The sequence below is a fragment of the Pseudomonas sp. B424 genome, from assembly GCF_055408345.1.
The window spans coordinates 112,833-126,766 of the sequence record NZ_JBUZTL010000008.1 but is presented as its reverse complement, the minus strand read 5'-3'; the positions used below and the strand labels follow the sequence as shown (position 1 = coordinate 126,766).

Genomic DNA, 13,934 nt, shown 5'->3' with positions numbered 1-13,934 from the left:
AAGGAGAAGTTGAAGTGGTAATGAAAATTGCAAACCGCAATAACGGCGATGCCGGCGTTCTCATGAAGCCCGAAGGCAGCGTGAAAATCGTAGTGCTGAATGGCAGCCGTCAGATCGACCAGGTTGTACCTGGTGCGGGGAAAGATGGAGAACCGGGCTGGGTCACCATGAAGGTACAGCCAGAGGCAGGATTGCCTAAAGGCATCCACCAACTGAGCGACGCCACTAATCCAGCCAAGAACGTCCACCCGCAAACCTACGGTGGACAGGTGCTGCACGTTGACCAGAAGCATGTCTATCAGTTCGGCCCCAAGGGAATCGTCCAGCATGATCGCAAGCTGTTCGAGAAGGAGCCGGTAGTGGGCAAGTGCTACGAGGTGTCCTATAGCCGAGGTGTTGGCAAGGTCAAAGCAGAGCTGAGCCAGGAGGAAGGGGCCAAGCTGCAAGCGAAAAAGGCGCATACCCTGTGAAAGAGGCTGTCGGCCGGCGCTTAGCCCTGGAAGCGTCTCGACTCAACCTGACTGGCACCGAGACTGCTGCCAGGATTGGCTGTTCCCGGCGCACCTGGTGCTACTACGAAGCAGGGAAGAGCTGCCCGGATGCGGTGGCCTTGGCCAGTCTCGACCAGCTGGGTTTTGACGTGTTGTACGTCATTACCGGGCGCAGGGGTAAAGCGCTGTAGTAGAATCGCCGCCGCTGTACCTTTGGTCAGCGGCAGGCTGGAGTCGCAAGACTCGCCCAGGTGCTCACCCCCTCACGTCTACTTCTGTGGCACCGCGCTCGCTGATCGTCCTATTACAAAGCCCTCGCCTTGAGGGCTTTTTTTCGTCTTCGCGTCAGCAGGCGAAGGCCAGCGCCTCGATCCGTGGGAGTTGTTCATCACGTCCAGGAGCGCGCCAGTTTGTCGGTAGCCACCTCGATCCGTGCGCCCCCCTGACAAATTGTCACCCCTCTACACACGCGGTTTCAGGGGCGCATCACCTGATCCGTGGGAGTTGTTCATCACGTCCAGGAGCGCGCCAGTTTGTCGGTGGCCACCTCGATCCGTGCGTCCCCCCTGACAAATTGTCACCCCCTCTACACACGCGGTTTCAGGGGCGCATTACCTGACCCGTGGGAGTTGTTCATCACGTCCAGGTTCACGCCAGGTCGGCCGGAGGCCTATTCCCGATCCCGCGCCGGCAGGTGTCGATAGAGAGTTGGCAACGATACCCCGATGGACATGGCCACCTCCTTGGCGTCCATCCCGTTGCTCAGCAACGTTTGTGCTGCCTCGGTTTTTGCTGGGGTCATTACCGGACGCCGGCCACCGACCTTTCCGCTACGCCTAGCGGCTTCCAGGCCGGCCCTGGTTCGCTCCAGGATCAATTCCCGCTCCATTTCCGCCATAGCGGCAAGGACGTGGAAGAAAAAGCGTCCAGCGGTTCCTTTGGTGTCGATACCGTCAGTGAGCGAACGAAGATCGACCTTCCGCGCATCAAGTTCGGCAGCAAGGTCAACCAGCCCTTTCATTGAACGACCAAGGCGATCCAGCTTCCACACGACGAGCGTGTCACCCTCGCGGGCGAAAGCCAGTGCATCTATCAGGCCGGCGCGGTCTAGTTTCTTCCCGCTGGCCTTATCGGTGAAAACCTTGTCGCATCCAGCCGCTTGTAGTGCGTCGAGCTGGAGGCGTAAGTCTTGATCGACAGTTGAGACGCGAGCGTAGCCAATCAACATCAGGTGACCACCTGATTAGCGGTCTGGGTTCTGTGGGTCATGGCCTTCTTCTCAAATTTCGTTCTCCCGAGGGTATTTGAGAAAGTTTTTTTGAGAAAGCGTTTTGAGACAAAAAAAGCCCCGCGTTGCGGGGCCTTGGTGTCACTTTCAGAAGGCGACAGCACGAAATATCAAAAGTCGACCGCACGGTCTTTTCTGACGTTGGAGTCGCCTCAGAAAACGGAAAATAAAGCACGCTAAGGCGTAGTTCCCTCGGGCTACACCGCGTCCGCACTGCGCGGTTCTTTCTTCCCTTGCAGTGACGCAATCAGCGGGCAGGAAACGTTCCCCTTCCGCGCATGGCAGGCGCACACCAAATCAGACAGCACGGCCTCCATGCGCGCCAGGTCAGCCATCCTCTCGCGCACGTCCTTGAGCTTGTGCTCGGCCAGGCTGCTGGCTTCCTCGCAATGGGTGCCATCCTCCAGCCGCAGCAGCTCGGCGATCTCATCCAGGCTGAAGCCCAACCGCTGGGCTGATTTCACGAAGCGCACCCGCGTTACATCCGTCTCGCCATAGCGGCGAATGCTGCCGTAAGGCTTGTCCGGTTCCGGGAGCAAGCCCTTGCGCTGATAGAACCGGATGGTCTCCACATTGACCCCGGCCGTCCTGGCGAAAACGCCAATGGTCAGGTTCTCCAAATTGTTTTCCATATCGCTTGACTCCGTACATAACTACGGAAGTAAGCTTAAGCTATCCAATTCAGATTCGAAAGGACAAACGTATGTCTGAACCTCAAAACGGGCGCGGCGCGCTCTTCACTGGCGGGCTGGCCGCCATCCTCGCCTCGGCTTGCTGCCTCGGGCCGCTGGTTCTGATCGCCTTGGGGTTCAGCGGCGCTTGGATCGGCAACTTGACGGTGTTGGAACCCTATCGCCCCATCTTTATCGGCGTGGCGCTGGTGGCGTTGTTCTTCGCCTGGCGGCGCATCTACCGGCCGTCAGCCGCCTGCAAACCGGGTGAGGTTTGCGCGATTCCCCAAGTGCGAGCTACTTACAAGCTCATTTTCTGGGGCGTGGCCGTGCTGGTTTTGGTCGCGCTCGGATTTCCCTACGTCGTGCCATTTTTCTATTGATCACAGGAGTTCACCATGAAAAAGCTGCTTTCCGCCCTTGCCCTCGCTGCCGTTGTTGCCCCCGTGTGGGCCGCCACCCAGACCGTTACGCTGTCCGTACCGGGCATGACCTGCTCGGCCTGTCCGATCACTGTCAAGAAGGCGATTTCCAAGGTCGATGGCGTCAGTAAAGTTGACGTGACCTTCGAGACGCGCGAAGCGGTGGTCACCTTCGATGATGCCAAGACCAGCGTGCAGAAACTGACCAAGGCTACCGAGGATGCGGGCTACCCATCATCAGTCAAGAACTGATCATGAAAGACCCGAAGACACTGCTGCGGGTCAGCATCATTGGCACAACCCTCGTGGCGCTGTGTTGCTTCACCCCTGTTCTGGTCATTTTGCTCGGTGTGGTCGGCTTGTCCGCGCTGACCGGCTATCTGGACTATGTGCTGCTGCCTGCGCTGGCGATTTTCATCGGCTTGACCATCTACGCCATCCAACGAAAACGCCAAGCCGATGCCTGCTGCACCCCGAAATTCAATGGAGTAAAAAAATGACCGAAATCACCGTGAATGGCATGACCTGCACATCCTGCGCCACCCATGTCAAAGATGCTTTGGAAAAGATTCCCGGCGTGAATGCCGCTGTGGTGTCCTATCCAGAAAGCCGCGCGCAAGTCATGGCAGACACCGCCGTGAGCCACAACCAACTGCTGGCCGCCATCGCCGCATTGGGTTATCAAGGCTCGATCCGGGTTGGTGATTTCAAAGATGAACCAAAAATCCGTGATGCACTTGAGGGCGCCGGTTTGCATATCGCCATCATTGGCAGCGGCGGGGCCGCGATGGCGGCGGCGCTGAAGGCCGTCGAGCAAGGCGCGACGGTCACGCTGATCGAACGCGGCACCATCGGCGGCACCTGCGTCAATATCGGCTGTGTGCCGTCCAAGATCATGATCCGCGCTGCCCATATTGCCCATCTGCGCCGGGAAAGTCCGTTCGACGGCGGTATTGCGGCAACTGTGCCTGCGATTGACCGCAGCAAACTGCTGGCCCAGCAGCAGGCCCGTGTCGATGAACTGCGGCACGCCAAATACGAAGGCATCCTGGACGGCAATCCAGCCATCACCGTTTTGCACGGTGAAGCGCGTTTCAAGGACGACCAGAGCCTGGTCGTCCGTTTGAACGAGGGTGGCGAGCGCGAGGTAACGTTCGACCGCTGCCTGGTCGCCACCGGTGCCAGTCCGGCCGTGCCGCCGATTCCGGGCCTGAAAGAGTCACCCTACTGGACTTCCACCGAAGCGCTTGTCAGCGACACCATTCCCGCACGCCTGGCCGTGATCGGTTCGTCGGTGGTGGCGTTGGAACTGGCGCAAGCCTTTGCCCGGCTCGGCAGCCAGGTCACGATCCTGGCACGCAGCACCTTGTTCTTCCGGGAAGACCCGGCCATCGGCGAGGCCGTGACAGCCGCTTTCCGCGCCGAGGGCATCGAGGTGCTGGAGCACACGCAAGCCAGCCAGGTCGCCCATGTGAACGGCGAATTCGTGCTGACCACCGGACACGGTGAATTGCGCGCTGACAAGTTGCTGGTTGCCACCGGTCGGGCACCGAATACGCGCAGCCTCGCGCTGGACGCGGCGGGGGTCACTGTCAATGCGCAAGGGGCCATCGTTATCGACCAAGGCATGCGCACGAGCAACCCGAACATCTACGCGGCCGGCGACTGCACCGACCAGCCGCAGTTCGTCTACGTGGCAGCGGCCGCCGGCACCCGTGCCGCGATCAACATGACCGGCGGCGACGCAGCCCTCAATCTGACCGCGATGCCGGCAGTGGTGTTCACCGACCCGCAAGTCGCCACCGTGGGCTACAGCGAGGCGGAAGCGCACCACGATGGCATCGAGACCGACAGTCGCACGCTGACACTCGACAACGTTCCGCGAGCGCTTGCCAACTTCGACACACGCGGCTTCATCAAGCTGGTCATCGAGGAAGGTAGCGGACGGCTCATCGGCGTGCAGGCGGTGGCCCCGGAAGCGGGCGAACTGATCCAGACGGCGGTGCTCGCCATCCGCAACCGCATGACGGTGCAGGAACTGGCCGACCAGTTGTTCCCCTACCTGACAATGGTCGAGGGGTTGAAGCTTGCGGCGCAGACCTTCAACAAGGACGTGAAGCAGCTTTCCTGCTGCGCTGGATAAAAAAAGGAGGTTTTCAATGAGCGCCTACACCGTGTCCCGGCTGGCCCTTGATGCCGGGGTGAGCGTGCATATCGTGCGCGACTACCTGCTGCGCGGATTTCTGCGTCCGGTGGCGTGCACCCCGGGCGGCTATGGCCTGTTCGATGATGCCGCCTTGCAACGGCTGTGCTTCGTGCGGGCGGCCTTCGAGGCGGGCATCGGCCTGGACGCGCTGGCGCGGCTGTGCCGGGCGCTGGATGCTGCGGACGGCGATGAAGCGGCCGCGCAGCTTGCCGTTCTGCGCCAGTTCGTCGAGCGTCGGCGCGAAGCGTTGGCCGATCTGGAGGTGCAGTTGGCCACCATGCCGACCGAGCCGGCACAGCACGCGGAGAGTCTGCCATGAACAGCCCCGAGCGCTTGCCGTCCGAGACGCACAAACCGATCACCGGCTACCTGTGGGGCGCGCTGGCCGTGCTCACCTGTCCCTGCCATTTGCCGATTCTCGCCATTGTGCTGGCCGGCACGACGGCCGGCGCGTTCATCGGAGAGTACTGGGGTATCGCAGCCCTCACGCTGACCGGTTTGTTCGTCCTGTCTGTGACACGACTGCTGCGGGCCTTCAAAGATCGATCATGAGCGCTTCCCATTGAGACAAACCACGCTGTCGCTACGTTGCCTCATGCCGGCATCAAATTCGGCTGAGTAGCTTCTCGCCATCTGGACGTAGCTCACCCTTGGGTGAAACATGCCGATACAGGGTCTGCCGCGTGACGCCAAGTTCCTGGCACAGGTCGCCGACCTTGGTCTCTGGCTGACCCATTGCCGCCATCGCCAGCCGCAGCTTGGCGGCGGTCATCTTGAACGGCCGGCCGCCTTTCCGCCCGCGCGCGCGGGCCGAGGCTAGGCCGGCAATCGTGCGCTCCGCGATCAACTCGCGCTCGAACTCGGCCAGGGCGGCGAAGATGCCAAAGACCAGCTTGCCGGCGGCGGTCGTGGTGTCGATGGCCGCGCCGTGCCCGGTTAATACCTTCAAGCCGATGCCGCGCCCAGTCAGGTCGTGCACGGTGTTGATGAGATGTCGCAGGTCGCGTCCGAGCCGATCCAGTTTCCACACGACCAGTGTGTCGCCAGTTCGCAACGCCTTCAGGCAGCTCGTCAAGCCGGGCCGATCCTCGCGCATGCCGGATGCCTGGTCCTCGTAAAGATGTACTGGATCGACCCCGGCGGCAATCAGCGCGTCGCGCTGCAAATCGGTAGCCTGGGAGCCGTCCGCCTTCGATACCCGCATGTAGCCTATCAGCATGTCGTACCTGTCACATATACGTTCGTTTTGTCGAACCATTGCATCGCCCTTTGTGATTGGCGTATAAACACACAAACACCTATTAGCGGAGAACGCTATGAATACCATTCGCTGGAATGTCGCCGTCTCGGCCGACACCGACCAGTCGCTTCGGATGTTTCTGGCCAGCCAGGGCGGCGGCCGTAAGGGCGACCTGTCGCGCTTCATCGAAGAAGCGGTACGGGCACACATCCTGGAGCTGAGCGCTGAGCAGGCCAAGGCCGCTAACGCCCATCTGAGTGAGGCAGAATTGACCAACGCGGTTGACGAAGCGCTCGACTGGGCACGTAAGCGCTGATGCGGGTCGTGTTGGATACCAACATCCTGTTCAGCGCCCTGATCTCGCCACATGGCGCGCCCGATGCGATCTACCGTGCCTGGCGGGCGGCGCGTTTCGAGGTGGTGACCTCGCGGATGCAACTCGATGAAATTCGTCGAGCCAGCCGCTATCCCAAGCTTCAGGCCATCCTACAGCCCGCCAAGGTGGGCGCCATGATCAATAACCTGCAACGGGCTGTGGTACTGGAGCGCCTGACCATCGAGGTCGAAGCCGATGATCCGGATGACTCGTTTTTGCTGGCCATGGCCTTGGCGGGCGATGCGGACTACCTGATAACCGGTGATCGCCGCGCCGGCCTGCTGCAACGCGGGCACATCGAACGCACGCGGATCGTCACGCCCGCCGTGTTCTGCGTCGAGGTGCTGTGATCAATGCCGGTCGGTTTTCTGACTCAAGAGCAACGCGACGGTTTTGGCCGCTATGTTGATTCGCCCAGCCGTGAAGAGCTGGAACGTTACTTCCACCTGAGCGATGAAGACCGTGAAGCCATCCAGGTGCTGCGGGGTAACCATAACCGTCTGGGTTATGCCGTTCTGCTGACCACCGTCCGCTTCGTTGGCGTTCTGCCGGACAAGCCCGCCGCCGTGCCGGTGGAAGTCCTGCAGGTGCTTTGCCGACAACTGGCGATTCCAGACCCCGACTGCCTCCAGCGCTATAGCGATCATCGCCGCTGGATACATGCCACCGATATTCAGAACCGCTTTGGCTATCGTCATTTCACCGATCCGGGCATCGGCTTTCGCTTGAGCCGCTGGCTGTATGCCCTCTGCTGGACGGGCACCGACCGGCCGGGAGTGCTGTTTGAGCGAGCCACCTCGTGGCTGTTCACACAGAAAGTCCTCCTGCCTGGTGTGTCTCAACTAGAGCGCTTTATCGCCCAGTTGCGCAGTCGGGTCGAAGAACGCCTCTGGTTTACGCTGGGCCGCAGCGTGACTGAGGAACAGCGATTGCAACTGCAAGACTTGCTGACGGTGGCCGAAGGCAACCGCAGCTCCCGGCTGGATCAATTGCGCTCCGGCCCGGTCATGGTCAGTGGCCCCGCGTTGATTCGGGCACTGCGCCGGCTCGATGACGTGCGCGGCATCGGCATCACCTTGCCGGCGGCGGCGCACATCCCTCCCAGCCGTATCGCCGCCCTGGCCCGCTTCGCCAACACGGCCAAGGTCACCGCGATTAATCGGCTGCCGGCGTCGCGGCGGATGGCGACACTGGTGGCCTTCGCACTCTGCCTGGAGGCGACTGCGCACGACGACGCACTGGAAGTCCTGGAGGCCTTGCTGCGCGACCTGTTCAGCAACGCGGAGAAGGCCGACAAGAAAGCCCGCATGCGCAGCCTGAAAGACCTGGATCGGTCGGCCGCGACGCTCGCCGCCGCGTGCAAGGTCGTGCTGGACAGCTCGATCAGCGATGACAACGTGCGCGCCCGGCTGTTCAACGACCTGCCGAGGACCACCCTGGAAAAGGCCCTGGAAGAGGTCAACGCGCTGATCCGCCCGGTAGATGACGTCTATTTTCTTGCATTGGAAGCGCGCTACCGCAGCGTGCGCCGCTTCCTGCCCGACCTGCTCAAGCACATCCGCTTCGGCTTCAGCCCGGCCGGCAAGGGCGTGGCGGCTAGTCTGGAGTGGCTGCAACTGAACCTGCCGCGCCGGAAGCCAGAGGATGACGCGCCGCAGGAGATCGTGGCCAAGGCTTGGCAGAAGCACATCACCCGCGAAGATGGCTCCCTCGACATGGGTGCCTATGTGTTCTGCACGCTCGATGCGCTGCGCACGGCCCTGCGCCGCCGCGATGTCTTCGTCTCGCCCAGTTGGCGCTATGCCGACCCGCGCCTTGGCCTGCTCGACGGTGCCGAATGGCTGGCGGCGCGACCGATCATCTGCCGGTCACTGGGCCTGACCATCGACGCCAAAACCACCCTGGACGCCTTGTCCGTCGAGCTGGATGCAACCTGGCTGGCAGTAGCCGCGCGCCTGCCCGACAACCCGGCGATTCAACTGAGCGAGAACACCGAGGGCAAGACCGAACTGTCGCTCGGGGCGCTGGACAAGCTGGACGAGCCCTGCTCGTTGCTGCAACTGCGGGCGGCCGTGTCTGACCTGATGCCGCGTGTCGATCTGCCGGAAATCCTCTTGGAAATCGCCGCCCGCACTGGCTTTTCCGAGGCCTTCACCCATGTCTCCGAACGCAATGCACGCGCCGACAACCTGGTCACCAGCCTCTGCGCGGTGCTGTTGGGCGGGGCCTGCAACACCGGCCTGGAGCCCTTGATCCGCACCGACAACCCGGCGCTGCGCCGTGACCGGCTGTCCTGGGTCAGCCAGAATTATATCCGCGACGACACCCTGTCAGCGGCTAACGCCATCCTGGTCGGAGCGCAAAGCCAACTGGAACTGGCCCAAGTCTGGGGTGGCGGCGAGGTCGCCTCCGCCGATGGCATGCGCTTCGTCGTACCGGTGCGCACCGTGCATGCCGGCCCCAATCCGAAGTATTTCGGCACCGGCCGGGGTGTCACCTGGTACAACCTGATTTCCGACCAATTCTCCGGCCTCAACGCCATCACCGTGCCCGGCACGCTGCGCGACAGCCTGGTGTTGCTGGCGGTCGTGCTGGAACAGCAGACCGAGTTGCAGCCGACGCAAATCATGACCGACACCGGGGCCTACAGCGATGTGGTGTTCGGGCTCTTCCGCCTACTTGGCTACCACTTCAGTCCGCGGCTGGCCGATGTCGGCGGTACCCGCTTCTGGCGCACGCGCCCGGACGCGGACTACGGCAAGCTCAACGGGCTGGCCCGCCAGTCGGTCAAACTCGACCTGATCGCCGAGCACTGGGACGACCTGCTGCGCCTGGCCGGCTCGCTCAAACTCGGCCGGGTGCCGGCGACTGGCATCATGCGCACGCTGCAAACGGGAGATAGACCCACCCGGCTGGCCCAGGCGCTGGCCGAATTCGGGCGGATCGAAAAGACTCTGCACACGTTGACCTATATCGACGACGAGTCCAAGCGCCGCGCCACCCTGACCCAGTTGAACCGAGGCGAAGGCCGGCACAGCCTGGCCCGCGCCGTGTTCCACGGCAAACGCGGCGAGCTCCGCCAGCGCTACCGCGAAGGCCAGGAAGACCAGCTCGGTGCTCTGGGCCTGGTGGTGAACATCATCGTGCTGTGGAACACCCTCTACATGACGGCGGCCGTGGAACGGCTCAAGCAGCACGGCTATCCAGTGCTGGAAGAGGATTTGGCCCGGCTATCGCCGCTGATCTACGAGCACATCAACATGCTCGGGCGGTATTCCTTTGCGGTACCGGAAGAAGTTGCGCGCGGCGAGCTGCGGCCACTGCGTAATCCAGACGACGACCTGTGATCCCCCTAAACGCTATGAGCAACACCCAAGCTGCTGCTGGATCGGCGGGCACTTCACCGAGCCGAACGAACAGAAAACGCAGCAATCCCCTGGGTTGGGGCGCAGCAGCGCCTTGCAGTTGCTGCACTCGTAATAGAACTGGCAGGCGTCCGTGGGCATGGTTTCCGGCTTGGCGAAGCCGCAGCGCGGGCAAGTCAGCACGGACTCAAGGACAATGGCGCTCATCGTGACCTCACTTCTGCACTGTGGAGGGGTATCCCGCGTTCGCGGTCGCCTCAGTCAGTGCCTCGGGCTGGGCCTTATCGGGATCGTAGGTGACGGTCGCCGTCTTCTGGTCGAAATTGACCTGGACGTCACTCACGCCGGACACCTTCTCCAGCGACTTCTTGACCGTGATCGGACAGAGTCCGCACGTCATGTTCTGCACGTCGAGCGTGACGGTTTTCGGGGGAGCCGCCAGCGCCACAAAGGGCAAGGCGAAAAGCACGGCGATCAGCAGTTTGCGCATGGTTAATCTCCTTCAGTAGAACAGCGGGGCGAGCCACGGCACGGCCAATAGGCCGAGCAGCAGCACGCTGACGATCCAGAACACGAGTCGCTGTCGCACGAGCGTGCGCGGATCGGCGCAGGGTGTACCTGGCGTACAAACCTGTGGCACCAGGTAGAGCTTGCGGAATGCCAATCCCAGGAACAGTAGAGTCAACCCGATGAAGAGGGGGCGTAGTGGCTCCATCATGGTCAGAGCGCCCACCCACGTACCGCCGACACCGAGTGCCAACAGCACCAGTGGCCCGACACAGCACACCGACGCACCGATGGCGGTCAGCGAACTCGCGACCAGCGAGCCTTTCCCGGTGAGTTGCATCCCCATTCCCATCTCCTGAGCCTGATTGCCTAGGTGCTATTCTAAACTCCGTACCAAAGTACGGAATCAAGGAGAAAGTGATGGCCACAGAGCTGACCATTGGCAAGCTGGCAGACGCCGCCGGGGTGAACGTCGAGACGATCCGCTACTACCAGCGACGCGGGCTGCTGGATGAACCAGCCAAACCCTTGGGTGGCCATCGGCGCTATCCGGTGGACATGGTGAAGCGACTGCGTTTCATCAAGCGGGCTCAGGCGCTGGGTTTCACGCTCTCGGAAGTCGGTGGACTGCTGACGCTGGATGAGTCGTGCGCCTGTGCCGAAACGCGAGCACGGGCTGCACGCAAGCTCGCGTTGATCGAGCAGAAGATGGCCGACTTGGTCGTCATGCAGCAACTGTTAGGCGAACTGGTGCAGCAATGTGATGCGGGAGACGGCGGAACGATCTGCCCGATCATCGAGGCACTGATCAGAGAGTAATGCCTGGCGGGTGAGCTGGAGATCGGAAAGCCCCTTTACGGTGGGATTCAGAGCTTACGTTGGTTTTTGGTTCCATTGCTCCCCAAACCCCGTCAATGCGATTGCACCGGGTGAGATCGAGACGTCGATCCTGTCTGCCGGGACCGAACTGATCGTCGATCAGCAGATCCCCATGCACCGCTTGGGCAAGCCGGAAGAAGTCGCATCCCTGGTGCATTTCCTCTGCACCCGAGGCGCGTCGTACATCAACGGTTCGGAGATTCATGTCAACGGTGGTCAGCACGTCTGAAATAATCTGGAAATCCCGGCCGGAAACTTCCATCATTCGGGCCGGGCATCCGCCGCAGATGAGCGATCAATGAGCAACCCCTACCCTATTCAAACCCTCAATCACTCTTACCTGGGCAGTGGCATCTACGAGTTGCTGCGCGAGGCACTGATCACCGGGCGTTTCCAGCCCGATGACCGCCTGCGCATCCGCGACCTGGCCGAACAACTGGGCACCAGCGTCACACCGGTGCGCGACGCGATCCTGCAACTGGCCAAGGAACAGGCGCTGATCCTCAAGACCCCGCGTGACATCCGCGTACCCATCCTCACCGCCGCGCAATACGGCGAGATCCGCAGCATCCGCCTGGCGCTTGAAGGCCTGGCTGCGGAGACGGCCGCCGCGCTGGTGACCGACAGCGAACTCGCAGACCTGCAAGCCTGCATCGAAAACAACATCGCCGCGATCAACGCCCAGGACTTGCAAGCCGCTCTCAAGTGCAATCAGCAATTTCACTACGCGCTGACCACCATCGCGCGCATGCCGGTGCTGGCGGGTTTGCTCGATAGCCTGTGGATGCGCACCGGCCCACTGATCGCCCGTGCCTATGGCAACTTCAACGAGCGCATGGCCATCGACCATCACTGGGAAGTGCTCGACGCACTCAAGCGCCGCGATGGCGCGGCGGCACGGGCGGCCATCTGCCGTGACATTCTCGATGGCAACGAGAAGATGCTCGAGTACATCGAGATGGCGCAGGCGGACTGATTGGCAGTCAATTCGACTGTTGACGAAACATAGATGACCAGTTAGTTTATTAAAACTTTCTCATCACTGGATGTCTCTGTCATGGCTCGCCCGGTCAACCTCGAAGTCAGATCCCGTTTGCTGTCGATTGGCCGCCAGGTGGTTCACAACCGTGGCTTCAACGGCTGCGGCGTCCAGGACATCACCGCCGCTGCCGAGATTCCCAAGGGCTCTTTCTACAACTACTTCGCCAGCAAGGAAGACTTCGCGGCAGAGATCCTCGAGGAATACTGGACCTCGATCGAAACCCGCCACGGGCCGATCTTCTACGACGCCCGGGTCAAGCCGCTGGAGCGCATCGGCCAGTTCTTCCAGGCCCTGGTGCTCGAGCACGGCGAGCATGAATACAGCCTGGGTTGCCTGATTGGCAACCTGTCCCTGGAAATGTCCAATGGCAGCGAACAAACCCGCAAGCGTCTGGCCGATGTGCTGGCGCGCTGGGAAGGTTTGCTCGCGAGCTGCCTGCGTGAAGCGCAGCAGCGCCGCGAACTCTCTGAAACTCACGACGCCGAAGCGCTGGCCAGTGTCATCGTCGAAGGCTGGGAAGGTGCGGTCATGCGCGGCAAGGTCCTGCGCGACGGTGCACCTCTGCAGCGTTTCGTATCGATGGTCTTGCCTCGGCTATTGGAGTGAGTTTTTTTTCCTCATTAATAAGACGACTGGTCATTTATATAAAGCAACATTCACGTCTCATCCACGCAAGCACCCAAGAGGTAAATCGTCATGAGCCATCTGTACGCCGACCCCGCCGAACCCGCACTGCCTGCCACTGGTTTCAAGCTCGACCTGAGCAAAGCCGCCCTGGTGGTCATCGACCCACAGAACGACTTCCTCAGCCCTGCCGGCGCCAGTTGGGCGGTGTTCGGTGAGAGCATCGTCGAGAACAACACCGTCGAAAACCTGGAAAAACTGTTCAAGGCCTTCAAGGCTCACGACCTGCCCGTGGCCGTGTCGCCACACTATTACTACCCGCACGACCACGACTGGCATTTTGGCGGTCCGCTGGAAAAGGTCATGCACAGCATCTGCATGTTCGATCGCAAGGGACCGAACACCCTGGAAAACTTCGAAGGCTCCGGCGCCGATTTCCTCGAGATCTACAAGCCGTACATTCTCGACGGCGAGACCATCATCGCCTCGCCGCACAAGGTCTACGGCCCGGAAACCAACGACCTGGCGCTGCAATTGCGCAAGAAAGGCGTGTCGCAGATCATCCTCGCCGGCATGGCGGCCAACCTTTGCGTGGAATCACACCTGCGCGAACTGCTCGAACAGGGCTTTGAAATAGTCGTGGTACGCGACGCCACCGCCGGCCCGCGCCTGCCGGATGGCGACGGCTACCTGGCGGCCATCATCAATTACCGCTTCCTCGCCCACGGGCTGTGGACCACCGAAGAGACTATCGCGCAACTGCAACCGGCTTGATCGTGCCCGAGCGGCCGGGCATCGCGCCCCCCCGCTCTTTCTCGAGAAC

The 13,934-nt window shown here is 61.6% G+C and carries 21 protein-coding genes and 1 pseudogene; 16 read left to right on the top strand and 6 right to left on the bottom strand.

Translation table 11 applies throughout. The features are described from left to right. Nucleotides 1–20: 20 nt before the first annotated feature. A complete protein-coding gene (locus ACZRMS_RS12250) occupies nt 21–470 on the top strand; it encodes a KfrB domain-containing protein (RefSeq protein ID WP_010466474.1) in 450 nt (149 codons plus the stop codon). Further along, nucleotides 467–682 carry a helix-turn-helix domain-containing protein gene (locus ACZRMS_RS12245; RefSeq protein ID WP_010466472.1) on the top strand — a complete coding sequence of 72 codons (216 nt, stop codon included), beginning with the start codon at nt 467–469 and terminating at the stop codon, nt 680–682. Before ACZRMS_RS12250 ends, ACZRMS_RS12245 begins: the two co-directional genes overlap by 4 nt. Before the next feature lie 479 nt (nt 683–1,161). Here ACZRMS_RS12245 and ACZRMS_RS12240 read toward each other — a convergent pair whose 3' ends face one another. Together ACZRMS_RS12240 and merR (ACZRMS_RS12235) are read right to left on the bottom strand one after the other, a co-directional pair. Then, the gene (locus ACZRMS_RS12240; protein ID WP_010466470.1) at nt 1,162–1,719 is read right to left on the bottom strand and encodes a recombinase family protein; all 558 of its coding nucleotides are present in this window, start codon (nt 1,717–1,719) and stop codon (nt 1,162–1,164) included. Between the two features lie 257 nt (nt 1,720–1,976). Beyond that, on the bottom strand, nt 1,977–2,411 hold the full coding sequence (gene merR, locus ACZRMS_RS12235) for an Hg(II)-responsive transcriptional regulator (RefSeq protein WP_000429838.1): 435 nt from the start codon (nt 2,409–2,411) through the stop codon (nt 1,977–1,979). Between the two features lie 71 nt (nt 2,412–2,482). On the opposite strand from merR (ACZRMS_RS12235), the gene merT reads away from it, so the two are divergent. The 6 genes from merT to merE are packed head-to-tail and all read left to right on the top strand — an operon-like array spanning nt 2,483 to nt 5,630. Next, entirely contained in the window at nt 2,483–2,833 is a 351-nt protein-coding gene (merT, locus tag ACZRMS_RS12230) for a mercuric ion transporter MerT (protein WP_001294667.1), read from the top strand. A gap of 15 nt (nt 2,834–2,848) precedes the next feature. Further along, on the top strand, nt 2,849–3,124 hold the full coding sequence (merP, locus tag ACZRMS_RS12225; protein WP_000735441.1) for a mercury resistance system periplasmic binding protein MerP: 276 nt from the start codon (nt 2,849–2,851) through the stop codon (nt 3,122–3,124). Between the two features lie 2 nt (nt 3,125–3,126). Continuing rightward, nucleotides 3,127–3,372 carry a mercury resistance system transport protein MerF gene (gene merF, locus ACZRMS_RS12220; protein ID WP_000654684.1) on the top strand — a complete coding sequence of 82 codons (246 nt, stop codon included), beginning with the start codon at nt 3,127–3,129 and terminating at the stop codon, nt 3,370–3,372. Then, entirely contained in the window at nt 3,369–5,015 is a 1,647-nt protein-coding gene (gene merA, locus ACZRMS_RS12215; protein WP_000136268.1) for a mercury(II) reductase, read from the top strand. The genes merF and merA overlap by 4 nt, the downstream gene beginning before the upstream one ends. A 16-nt stretch (nt 5,016–5,031) precedes the next feature. After that, nucleotides 5,032–5,397, top strand: a complete 366-nt coding sequence (gene merD, locus ACZRMS_RS12210; protein WP_010466447.1) for a mercury resistance co-regulator MerD — start codon at nt 5,032–5,034, stop codon at nt 5,395–5,397. Next, entirely contained in the window at nt 5,394–5,630 is a 237-nt protein-coding gene (gene merE / locus ACZRMS_RS12205) for a broad-spectrum mercury transporter MerE (RefSeq protein ID WP_001087809.1), read from the top strand. The genes merD and merE overlap by 4 nt, the downstream gene beginning before the upstream one ends. Nucleotides 5,631–5,682: 52 nt before the next feature. On the opposite strand, the gene ACZRMS_RS12200 is transcribed toward merE, so the two are convergent. Beyond that, nucleotides 5,683–6,297 carry a recombinase family protein gene (locus ACZRMS_RS12200; RefSeq protein ID WP_000904941.1) on the bottom strand — a complete coding sequence of 205 codons (615 nt, stop codon included), beginning with the start codon at nt 6,295–6,297 and terminating at the stop codon, nt 5,683–5,685. 97 nt (nt 6,298–6,394) lie between these two features. On the opposite strand from ACZRMS_RS12200, the gene ACZRMS_RS12195 reads away from it, so the two are divergent. From ACZRMS_RS12195 to ACZRMS_RS12185, 3 genes are read left to right on the top strand one after another with little or no spacing between them, the layout of a single operon-like run. After that, on the top strand, nt 6,395–6,634 hold the full coding sequence (locus ACZRMS_RS12195; protein ID WP_003089107.1) for a ribbon-helix-helix domain-containing protein: 240 nt from the start codon (nt 6,395–6,397) through the stop codon (nt 6,632–6,634). Then, nucleotides 6,634–7,044, top strand: a complete 411-nt coding sequence (locus tag ACZRMS_RS12190; protein ID WP_003463562.1) for a putative toxin-antitoxin system toxin component, PIN family — start codon at nt 6,634–6,636, stop codon at nt 7,042–7,044. Before ACZRMS_RS12195 ends, ACZRMS_RS12190 begins: the two co-directional genes overlap by 1 nt. A gap of 3 nt (nt 7,045–7,047) precedes the next feature. Further along, entirely contained in the window at nt 7,048–10,041 is a 2,994-nt protein-coding gene (locus ACZRMS_RS12185; protein ID WP_003299771.1) for a Tn3 family transposase, read from the top strand. A 12-nt stretch (nt 10,042–10,053) separates the two neighbouring features. On the opposite strand, the gene ACZRMS_RS12180 is transcribed toward ACZRMS_RS12185, so the two are convergent. The 3 genes from ACZRMS_RS12180 to ACZRMS_RS12170 are packed head-to-tail and all read right to left on the bottom strand — an operon-like array spanning nt 10,054 to nt 10,912. Further along, a complete protein-coding gene (locus ACZRMS_RS12180; protein WP_003089113.1) occupies nt 10,054–10,266 on the bottom strand; it encodes a GDCCVxC domain-containing (seleno)protein in 213 nt (70 codons plus the stop codon). Between the two features lie 7 nt (nt 10,267–10,273). Further along, complete coding sequence (gene merP, locus ACZRMS_RS12175; protein WP_003150552.1) at nt 10,274–10,549, bottom strand: mercury resistance system periplasmic binding protein MerP; 276 nt, start codon at nt 10,547–10,549, stop codon at nt 10,274–10,276. A gap of 12 nt (nt 10,550–10,561) precedes the next feature. Beyond that, nucleotides 10,562–10,912: a mercuric transporter MerT family protein gene (locus ACZRMS_RS12170; RefSeq protein ID WP_003089115.1), complete on the bottom strand. Its 351-nt coding sequence runs from the start codon at nt 10,910–10,912 to the stop codon at nt 10,562–10,564. A gap of 74 nt (nt 10,913–10,986) precedes the next feature. Between ACZRMS_RS12170 and merR (ACZRMS_RS12165) the strand changes: the two genes are divergently transcribed. The 5 genes and pseudogenes from merR (ACZRMS_RS12165) (at nt 10,987) to ACZRMS_RS12145 (ending at nt 13,885) form a co-directional block, all read left to right on the top strand. Then, a complete protein-coding gene (gene merR, locus ACZRMS_RS12165) occupies nt 10,987–11,385 on the top strand; it encodes an Hg(II)-responsive transcriptional regulator (RefSeq protein ID WP_003089120.1) in 399 nt (132 codons plus the stop codon). A 91-nt stretch (nt 11,386–11,476) separates the two neighbouring features. Next, a pseudogene (locus ACZRMS_RS12160) lies at nt 11,477–11,674 on the top strand (SDR family oxidoreductase); the annotation flags it as partial. A gap of 69 nt (nt 11,675–11,743) precedes the next feature. Continuing rightward, nucleotides 11,744–12,421, top strand: coding sequence for a GntR family transcriptional regulator (locus ACZRMS_RS12155; RefSeq protein WP_016487046.1), 678 nt, complete (start codon nt 11,744–11,746; stop codon nt 12,419–12,421). 81 nt (nt 12,422–12,502) lie between these two features. Further along, the gene (locus ACZRMS_RS12150) at nt 12,503–13,093 is read left to right on the top strand and encodes a TetR/AcrR family transcriptional regulator (RefSeq protein ID WP_003465041.1); all 591 of its coding nucleotides are present in this window, start codon (nt 12,503–12,505) and stop codon (nt 13,091–13,093) included. Nucleotides 13,094–13,183: 90 nt separating this feature from the next. Next, nucleotides 13,184–13,885 carry a cysteine hydrolase family protein gene (locus tag ACZRMS_RS12145; RefSeq protein WP_003465039.1) on the top strand — a complete coding sequence of 234 codons (702 nt, stop codon included), beginning with the start codon at nt 13,184–13,186 and terminating at the stop codon, nt 13,883–13,885. Nucleotides 13,886–13,934: the final 49 nt, after the last annotated feature.

Excerpts from the sequence above, each read along its gene's own strand:
- ACZRMS_RS12250 (WP_010466474.1), top strand. The coding sequence starts at position 21 with ATGAAAATTGCAAACCGCAATAACGGCGATGCCGGCGTTCTCATGAAG.
- ACZRMS_RS12240 (WP_010466470.1), bottom strand. The coding sequence starts at position 1,719 with ATGTTGATTGGCTACGCTCGCGTCTCAACTGTCGATCAAGACTTACGC.
- merR (WP_000429838.1), bottom strand. The coding sequence starts at position 2,411 with ATGGAAAACAATTTGGAGAACCTGACCATTGGCGTTTTCGCCAGGACG.
- merT (WP_001294667.1), top strand. The coding sequence starts at position 2,483 with ATGTCTGAACCTCAAAACGGGCGCGGCGCGCTCTTCACTGGCGGGCTG.
- merP (WP_000735441.1), top strand. The coding sequence starts at position 2,849 with ATGAAAAAGCTGCTTTCCGCCCTTGCCCTCGCTGCCGTTGTTGCCCCC.
- merF (WP_000654684.1), top strand. The coding sequence starts at position 3,127 with ATGAAAGACCCGAAGACACTGCTGCGGGTCAGCATCATTGGCACAACC.
- merA (WP_000136268.1), top strand. The coding sequence starts at position 3,369 with ATGACCGAAATCACCGTGAATGGCATGACCTGCACATCCTGCGCCACC.
- merD (WP_010466447.1), top strand. The coding sequence starts at position 5,032 with ATGAGCGCCTACACCGTGTCCCGGCTGGCCCTTGATGCCGGGGTGAGC.
- merE (WP_001087809.1), top strand. The coding sequence starts at position 5,394 with ATGAACAGCCCCGAGCGCTTGCCGTCCGAGACGCACAAACCGATCACC.
- ACZRMS_RS12200 (WP_000904941.1), bottom strand. The coding sequence starts at position 6,297 with ATGCTGATAGGCTACATGCGGGTATCGAAGGCGGACGGCTCCCAGGCT.
- ACZRMS_RS12195 (WP_003089107.1), top strand. The coding sequence starts at position 6,395 with ATGAATACCATTCGCTGGAATGTCGCCGTCTCGGCCGACACCGACCAG.
- ACZRMS_RS12190 (WP_003463562.1), top strand. The coding sequence starts at position 6,634 with ATGCGGGTCGTGTTGGATACCAACATCCTGTTCAGCGCCCTGATCTCG.
- ACZRMS_RS12185 (WP_003299771.1), top strand. The coding sequence starts at position 7,048 with ATGCCGGTCGGTTTTCTGACTCAAGAGCAACGCGACGGTTTTGGCCGC.
- ACZRMS_RS12180 (WP_003089113.1), bottom strand. The coding sequence starts at position 10,266 with ATGAGCGCCATTGTCCTTGAGTCCGTGCTGACTTGCCCGCGCTGCGGC.
- merP (WP_003150552.1), bottom strand. The coding sequence starts at position 10,549 with ATGCGCAAACTGCTGATCGCCGTGCTTTTCGCCTTGCCCTTTGTGGCG.
- ACZRMS_RS12170 (WP_003089115.1), bottom strand. The coding sequence starts at position 10,912 with ATGGGGATGCAACTCACCGGGAAAGGCTCGCTGGTCGCGAGTTCGCTG.
- merR (WP_003089120.1), top strand. The coding sequence starts at position 10,987 with ATGGCCACAGAGCTGACCATTGGCAAGCTGGCAGACGCCGCCGGGGTG.
- ACZRMS_RS12155 (WP_016487046.1), top strand. The coding sequence starts at position 11,744 with ATGAGCAACCCCTACCCTATTCAAACCCTCAATCACTCTTACCTGGGC.
- ACZRMS_RS12150 (WP_003465041.1), top strand. The coding sequence starts at position 12,503 with ATGGCTCGCCCGGTCAACCTCGAAGTCAGATCCCGTTTGCTGTCGATT.
- ACZRMS_RS12145 (WP_003465039.1), top strand. The coding sequence starts at position 13,184 with ATGAGCCATCTGTACGCCGACCCCGCCGAACCCGCACTGCCTGCCACT.